Origin of the sequence: Sphingomonas zeae (assembly GCF_014197135.1) — a bacterium.
In the GTDB taxonomy this organism is placed as follows: domain Bacteria; phylum Pseudomonadota; class Alphaproteobacteria; order Sphingomonadales; family Sphingomonadaceae; genus Sphingomonas; species Sphingomonas zeae.
Map to the genome: position 1 here is coordinate 1 of NZ_JACIFA010000032.1, position 5,752 is coordinate 5,752.

10 protein-coding genes are annotated in these 5,752 nt (G+C 59.7%); 5 read left to right on the forward strand and 5 right to left on the reverse strand.

Features of this window, described 5'->3' with window-relative positions; translation table 11 throughout:
• The first annotated feature begins 369 nt into the window (after window positions 1–369).
• Both GGR45_RS19300 and GGR45_RS19305 read left to right on the forward strand, forming a co-directional pair.
• A complete protein-coding gene (locus tag GGR45_RS19300) occupies window positions 370–672 on the forward strand; it encodes a type II toxin-antitoxin system HigB family toxin (protein WP_021243411.1) in 303 nt (100 codons plus the stop codon).
• Between the two features lie 11 nt (window positions 673–683).
• The gene (locus GGR45_RS19305) at window positions 684–1,049 is read left to right on the forward strand and encodes a helix-turn-helix domain-containing protein (RefSeq protein ID WP_021226794.1); all 366 of its coding nucleotides are present in this window, start codon (window positions 684–686) and stop codon (window positions 1,047–1,049) included.
• Between the two features lies 1 nt (window position 1,050).
• On the opposite strand, the gene GGR45_RS19310 is transcribed toward GGR45_RS19305, so the two are convergent.
• Together GGR45_RS19310 and GGR45_RS19315 are read right to left on the reverse strand one after the other, a co-directional pair.
• Window positions 1,051–1,494 (reverse strand): hypothetical protein, encoded by a 444-nt coding sequence (locus GGR45_RS19310; protein ID WP_031290458.1) that lies wholly within the window; start codon window positions 1,492–1,494, stop codon window positions 1,051–1,053.
• Window positions 1,487–1,762, reverse strand: a complete 276-nt coding sequence (locus tag GGR45_RS19315; protein ID WP_021243413.1) for a hypothetical protein — start codon at window positions 1,760–1,762, stop codon at window positions 1,487–1,489. The genes GGR45_RS19310 and GGR45_RS19315 overlap by 8 nt, the downstream gene beginning before the upstream one ends.
• A gap of 168 nt (window positions 1,763–1,930) precedes the next feature.
• Here GGR45_RS19315 and mobQ point away from each other — a divergent pair, with 168 nt between their 5' ends.
• The 3 genes from mobQ (at window position 1,931) to GGR45_RS19330 (ending at window position 3,858) form a co-directional block, all read left to right on the forward strand.
• The gene (mobQ, locus tag GGR45_RS19320) at window positions 1,931–3,142 is read left to right on the forward strand and encodes a MobQ family relaxase (RefSeq protein WP_059153723.1); all 1,212 of its coding nucleotides are present in this window, start codon (window positions 1,931–1,933) and stop codon (window positions 3,140–3,142) included.
• 2 nt (window positions 3,143–3,144) lie between these two features.
• A complete protein-coding gene (locus GGR45_RS19325; protein WP_175312629.1) occupies window positions 3,145–3,348 on the forward strand; it encodes a hypothetical protein in 204 nt (67 codons plus the stop codon).
• A 180-nt stretch (window positions 3,349–3,528) separates the two neighbouring features.
• The gene (locus tag GGR45_RS19330; RefSeq protein ID WP_126053693.1) at window positions 3,529–3,858 is read left to right on the forward strand and encodes an SMR family transporter; all 330 of its coding nucleotides are present in this window, start codon (window positions 3,529–3,531) and stop codon (window positions 3,856–3,858) included.
• A gap of 123 nt (window positions 3,859–3,981) precedes the next feature.
• On the opposite strand, the gene GGR45_RS19335 is transcribed toward GGR45_RS19330, so the two are convergent.
• Genes GGR45_RS19335 through GGR45_RS19345 form a run of 3 tightly spaced genes read right to left on the reverse strand, consistent with a single transcriptional unit; the run spans window position 3,982 to window position 5,357 of the window.
• Window positions 3,982–4,260 carry a hypothetical protein gene (locus GGR45_RS19335; protein WP_021243410.1) on the reverse strand — a complete coding sequence of 93 codons (279 nt, stop codon included), beginning with the start codon at window positions 4,258–4,260 and terminating at the stop codon, window positions 3,982–3,984.
• Between the two features lie 3 nt (window positions 4,261–4,263).
• Complete coding sequence (locus GGR45_RS19340) at window positions 4,264–4,662, reverse strand: hypothetical protein (protein ID WP_081659620.1); 399 nt, start codon at window positions 4,660–4,662, stop codon at window positions 4,264–4,266.
• Window positions 4,663–4,697: 35 nt separating this feature from the next.
• The gene (locus GGR45_RS19345; protein ID WP_081659621.1) at window positions 4,698–5,357 is read right to left on the reverse strand and encodes a helix-turn-helix domain-containing protein; all 660 of its coding nucleotides are present in this window, start codon (window positions 5,355–5,357) and stop codon (window positions 4,698–4,700) included.
• Window positions 5,358–5,752: the final 395 nt, after the last annotated feature.

A 5,752-nucleotide genomic window follows, 5' to 3' on the forward strand; every position in this document is an offset into this window, starting at 1 on the left:
CATGCCTCGCCATAGCGCTATCCAAAAGCTGGCGACGGCGAGGCATGGATAACTCGCTAATCAGACCGCCTGCGGCGGAAATGATGAGTGCCGCTAGTCGCGGCACACGCTAGGCATAGGCGGGTAGGAATCCGCACCCCTTCCACGTTGCGCAATGCTGCAAGGTCCCAATTGGCTATCAGGGGGTACAGGAGGCGATTTCCCGCCCGTAGAGCGTAGGGAGCGGTTGGAGGAAGGTCTGTGCGATCCAAGGGCTTGGCGTGCCCTAACGGGCACCAAAAGGGAAACCGGACTGATGCCAGTTTCTACAGCTTCCCAATATGGGAATTAAGGGTTGTTTCCCATATTGGGAAATGGCATAGCCTGCTGATGAGGATCATCGCCCGCAAAAACATCGTAGCCTATTTCACGACGCATCCTCTGACCCGTGCGTCACTGACACATTGGCTAGAGGTTGCAGAAAATGCGGACTGGTCTTCGACAATCGAAGTCATGGCCGATTTTTCAAAAGCAAAAACGGTGGCGGCGGAACGGGTTAGATTTGAAGTGGCGGGCGGAGATCATAGAATGATTGTTGCGTTCCATTTTCGGCGAGGGATCGCTTTCATAAAGTTTATTGGGACACATGCTGAATATGACCGCATCGACGCCGCGACCGTCGATCAGTTTTGAAGGACAGGCAAATGGATATCAGACCTATCAGGAATGATGACGACCATCGGGCGGCGGTCGATGAAATCCGCGCGCTCTGGAGCGCGGAAGCGGGCAGCGCGGACGAGGATCGTCTCGATGTGCTGGCAACCCTGGTCGATGAATATGAGCGGAAGCGGTGGCCGGTCGACAAGCTGGACCCGGTGGAAGCGATTGAAGCGGCCATGGAGGCGGAAGGGCGCACCCGCGCCGATCTGGCGTCCCTGATCGGGCAATCGCGCGCGACCGAGGTTCTGGCCCGCAAGCGGGGGCTGACCCTCCACATGATCCGCAAAATCGAACGGGCATGGCATGTCCCTGCATCGATCCTTGTCCGCGAATATCAATTATCGCGCTAAATCAGGGCTGCTGCTCGTAGAGGGGCACCCATTTTCCTTTGCACGTCTGGGCTTTGGCGTCCCATTTGGCGGTGCATCCGTATAGCTGGCGCTCGATCTTGGGTTCCTGCGCCCAGCGATAGGCGAGGGCCGCGGCGAAGATCAGTCCCAGCCCGATGAGGGCGGTGGTGATCCATTCCTTCAGGCGATCCCACCAGACCCCTGCGCTGACCCGCTGAAGCTCCCCAGCGGCCCGGTGGAGGGCACTGACCCCCACGCCTGCCTGTGCGGTCCATTCGGCGCGCTGGCGGGCGTCCTGTTCGATCTTCTGGGCCAGTGCGGCGACCTGCTGGGCGACCCCTTCGGCCCCGGCCTTGCGCATGGCGTCGAGCAGGGTGCGATAGTCTGCGCCGGGATCGGAGGGAGGGGGAGCATCAAACTCGGCAGGGTCGAAGGGATCAGGCATCGGCGGGGCCACCCTTGAAGGTCCAGCCCTCGAACGCCTTCCGGTCCTGATCGCGGCTGATCCGGCTCATCAGGTCATTGAGGTGGGATTCCCATGCGGGGTCTTTCATGGCGGCATCGAGGAGCAGACCGCCGAGGATGATCTTGCGGCGGGCATCGGCCTTGCGGTTCAGGGTAACGGCGCGGGCTTCCAATGCCTGCAACCGGGCCTTGGCCTGCTGGACCTTGCGACGGGCGGTTTCGATAGCCTCTGGCGTTGGAGCAGCCATGGTCAATCCTTTCGCTGTGCGATACTGATAGCACCGGACCCGACCGAGCGAAAGAGAGGAAGGGCGCACTTATGCAAACTTGCGTTTGCGTGCGTCAGGGGATACCCCTGAACCCCAGCGGGCTGTCGCCCGCGCCATGCTCCCGCATGGCAAGGTAAGGGCGCGGCGATGGCGAGCTTCCATCTTGCGGTAAAGACGATAGGCCGTTCCGCCGGTCGCAGCGCGACGGCAGCGGCAGCCTATCGTGCGGGTGTCGAAATCACGGATGAGCGCACCGGCCTCGTCCATGATTACACCCGCAAGCAGGGCGTCGAACATAACGCCCTTGTCGTGCCCGCCGACGCCCCGGCGTGGGCCAGTGACCGGGCCCTGCTCTGGAACGCCGCCGAACAGGCAGAGACGCGCAAGAACTCGACCGTCGCCCGCGAATATGAAATCGCGCTGCCCGCCGAGTTGTCGGCCGAGGCGCGGCGCGAGCTTGCGCTGGGCCTCGCACGGGAGATCAGCGAGCGGCATGGGGTGGCGGTGGACGTGGCGATCCACGCACCAGGTCGCGAGGGCGACCATCGCAACCACCACGCCCATCTGCTGACGACGACGCGGCGGATCGGCCCGGAAGGGCTGGGCGCGAAGACCCGCGAACTGGACCAGAAGACGAGCGGGGAGGTCGAGCGCTGGCGTGGCCGGTGGGCCGAGATGCAGAATGCGGCGCTGGAACGGGCGAACGTCCCGGAGCGGGTGGACCATCGCAGCCACCAGCGGCGCGGAATCGAGCAGGAGGCGACCGTGCATATGGGGCCGAGCGCGACGGCGATGGAACGCCGTGCCGAGCATCAGGCCATGCGGGAGGGGCGGGCCTATGAGCCAGTAACGATGGTGGGCCAGCACAACGCCGGCGTCATCGAGCAACGGGGCCTGCGCCAGTATATAGAGCGGGGGACCGAGTGGCTGCGCGATGCAGGGCAGCGGATATCGGGCAGGCTGCATGCGTTCGCGGCCACCTTGAGCGGCGCGGTCGATCGCGATCGGCGCGATGCAGCCGAGGCGCAGCGTCAGGAGCGGCTTGTCGCCGAGCGCACCCGTGAGCAGGCACAGGAACGCCAGCAGGTGCAGGACCGTGAGAAAGTGGCGGAGAAGTTCAGGACCATTGCCGGGAAGCGCGAGGCGGGCGGCCATGGCTATGGCGACCATAATAGCGACTGGAAGGCGACCCCGGAGGCGCTCCGCAAGGCGGTGGATGCCTATAACGGAGCGAACCAGCACACCAAGGATCTCTACATCGAGCGGATCCAGCGCGAACCCCAGATGGCGCGCGCGGTGGGCCAGTTGCTCCATGAGCGCGAGCTGGTCCTGCAACGTGATCGTGGCATGAGCCGATGAGGATGACGGAAAACCCTGAAATCGGGGTTTTCGTGCATATTCCCAATCCGGCAGGGTTTTTCGTGCAGCCAGATCGCGGCGGCGGCGCGGTCGTGAGTGTGCCGGTCAGCCATGCGCGGATTCATGTGTTTGTCGTCAGGCAGAAGCTGACGGTCAGCCGTCGACCATTTTTAGACGCTCTGAAGGCAGCAAGCGCGATCCGATAGCTGACGTGACAGTTCCAGATAAAGACGCTATCGGGATCATGCCGAGAATAGAGTAGCAGGGTGGTGTCTCCTGCGCCCGCAAATCGCGGGTTCTTCCCTGCCACGGCGTCAACCTGACCCTGTCGGGAGGACGCCTTGTGATAACAGGGCCGTGCCTTCCGACGAGAAACCGGAGCGCACATGAATTACGTTCTTCTCGCGGTAGCGATCATATCCGAAGTGATCGGAACCACGTTCATGAAACAAAGCGAAGGCTTTACGAAGCTGGTCCCCAGCTTGCTTACTGCACTTGCATATGTAGTCGCGTTTTATTGCCTATCGCTAACTTTGAAAACTATCCCAACTGGCGTTGCCTACGCCATTTGGTCGGGCTGCGGTATTGTGCTGATCGCAGCAGTAGCATGGATAATTCAGGGCCAGAAGCTCGACGTTCCAGCAATGGCTGGAATGGGATTGATCGTTGCCGGTGTCATCGTAATGAACGCGTTTTCAAAGACCGCTGCACACTAAACCAGAAAGCGGATCGTCTGTTTCATATGGTAAATCGCTGGAACCGGACGTTCCGCTTTCCACCCATCCAAGCCATCTTCTGTCACCGGAAACCAGGTGAATTGCGACGGGTTCCATTAAGGATCAGCGCCCTTCATCTCTTGCGCGGACGATGGCGCTAAATTCGGAAATTGCCTGCTGCACGTTGCCGTCATCGCACACGTTAAGCGAGTGGTGGACTGAAACGGCCTGATCGGTTCGCATTTCCAGCCAAGTAATCCGGGCTGTGTTCGGCGCGGGATGGGTCTGCTCTAGCGCGATCTGTTCACTATATCCCGCGATCACATCGTTGATGGCCTCCAGCGCGACCTCATAGCCAATGGCCTGCTTTTGGGACCATAAAGGGCCGGTTGGAGCATCCATGGTTTATTCCTCGCCGCTAGGGCTGTCGCCCTGGCGGCTGAACAGGCGCGACCAGAAACCGCGCTGTGGAATAGGTTGAGGGGCCGCGCGCTGATCGGTCAGGGCAAGCCGTTGCGCCTGTTCTCGCCAAGCGTTCCGTTCTTCACGTAGTTCCGCAACCTGCTCACGCAACATCCTGTTTTCAGCCTGTAAACCGGGGGTGTCACTACCTGTTATATCGGGCTGTAAAGGTTGCTGCACCTCATTTACAGGGGGCCATACGCGGAACAGTTCGACAGGCTCAATACGCCACTCGCCATTATCTGACTTTTGGCCGGAAACGCGTCCTGTCTTGATTGCTTTCATGAGCGTTTGGCGGGTGACACCGACCTTTTCCGACGCTTCTCTTAGGGTGATACCCATAGTGTCACTCGCTGTTAAGTTTGCCTGTATGGTATCTATATATCGGTTGCATCGTCATCGGGCGATGTATCGGATGCACGGAGCTTGTTACCTAGGCCAGTAACTAGCTGGGAGAATTCCTCCTGCATCGCTGGGTCAGGTTCCGGCTGTTGGGTGGCAGGCAAGTCTGGTTCCATTCCCGGTAGTGATGGTTCAGACGGGGGAGGAAGGCCGGGACCGCTTGGCAACTGGCGCTCCCCCGGAAACAGGTTAGGCAGGCGATGGAGCGCCGGTTGCGCGCCTAGCTCTTCACGATCCGGTTGTTCATCGTCTGCGATCAACACAGCCGCCGAAAATAGGCTGTAGCGGATGCCATCACGCTTGCCGGTCCATGCCACCCGGTCATTGATGACGTAGGCGCAGGCTGTCCCGGTTGGACCGATCTGGCGGACTTCGATCCACCCCTGTTCGCGGAGTATGGACAAAGCCCGCTTGAGGGTCGGGAGTGAGCAATGCGCTGCCTTTGCCAATGTCGTTTGGCTGGCCACAATGGCATTATGCCGTCCCATTTGAGCTACCAGCACATGAAGCACCGATGAAGCACGGGGATTGGCGATAGCCAGTTGCGCCCATCTCTCATGAGCAGCGCGATCAGTCTGCACCCATGTACCGCCCGGCGGGGTAGTCAAACCTAGTTGCTTTGACTTTTGCGACATTGGCACTCCCTAGTCCCACAGGCAGATAAATTTTGTCAGTCGTGAGCTAGGGGTAGCTCACCCATGAATGAATTTTGAAAGCGATTGAACAAAATCGAAAATGTCTATACCGCGAACCATGATCTAATTCCAGTCAAAAACTTTCGGATTTTATCCGAACCTAGCTCATGGCTGGTGAGCTAGGGGTAGCTCATAGCTGGTGAGCTACCCCCCCCTCATAAGATACTGATTAGCAATGTCTTTTTCTCTCTGCCTTCTATGATCTTATGATTATCCCCTGAAAGGGGGCTGCGAGTTATCCATGCCTCGCCATAGCGCTATCCAAAAGCTGGCGACGGCGAGGCATGGATAACTCGCTAATCAGACCGCCTGCGGCGGAAATGATGAGTGCCGCT

Bases quoted from the DNA above. Each gene is read 5' to 3' on its own strand.
- GGR45_RS19345 (WP_081659621.1), bottom strand. From the start codon at position 5,357: ATGTCGCAAAAGTCAAAGCAACTAGGTTTGACTACCCCGCCGGGCGGT.
- GGR45_RS19335 (WP_021243410.1), bottom strand. From the start codon at position 4,260: ATGGATGCTCCAACCGGCCCTTTATGGTCCCAAAAGCAGGCCATTGGC.
- GGR45_RS19300 (WP_021243411.1), top strand. From the start codon at position 370: ATGAGGATCATCGCCCGCAAAAACATCGTAGCCTATTTCACGACGCAT.
- GGR45_RS19305 (WP_021226794.1), top strand. From the start codon at position 684: ATGGATATCAGACCTATCAGGAATGATGACGACCATCGGGCGGCGGTC.
- mobQ (WP_059153723.1), top strand. From the start codon at position 1,931: ATGGCGAGCTTCCATCTTGCGGTAAAGACGATAGGCCGTTCCGCCGGT.
- GGR45_RS19340 (WP_081659620.1), bottom strand. From the start codon at position 4,662: ATGGGTATCACCCTAAGAGAAGCGTCGGAAAAGGTCGGTGTCACCCGC.
- GGR45_RS19310 (WP_031290458.1), bottom strand. From the start codon at position 1,494: ATGCCTGATCCCTTCGACCCTGCCGAGTTTGATGCTCCCCCTCCCTCC.
- GGR45_RS19315 (WP_021243413.1), bottom strand. From the start codon at position 1,762: ATGGCTGCTCCAACGCCAGAGGCTATCGAAACCGCCCGTCGCAAGGTC.
- GGR45_RS19330 (WP_126053693.1), top strand. From the start codon at position 3,529: ATGAATTACGTTCTTCTCGCGGTAGCGATCATATCCGAAGTGATCGGA.
- GGR45_RS19325 (WP_175312629.1), top strand. From the start codon at position 3,145: ATGACGGAAAACCCTGAAATCGGGGTTTTCGTGCATATTCCCAATCCG.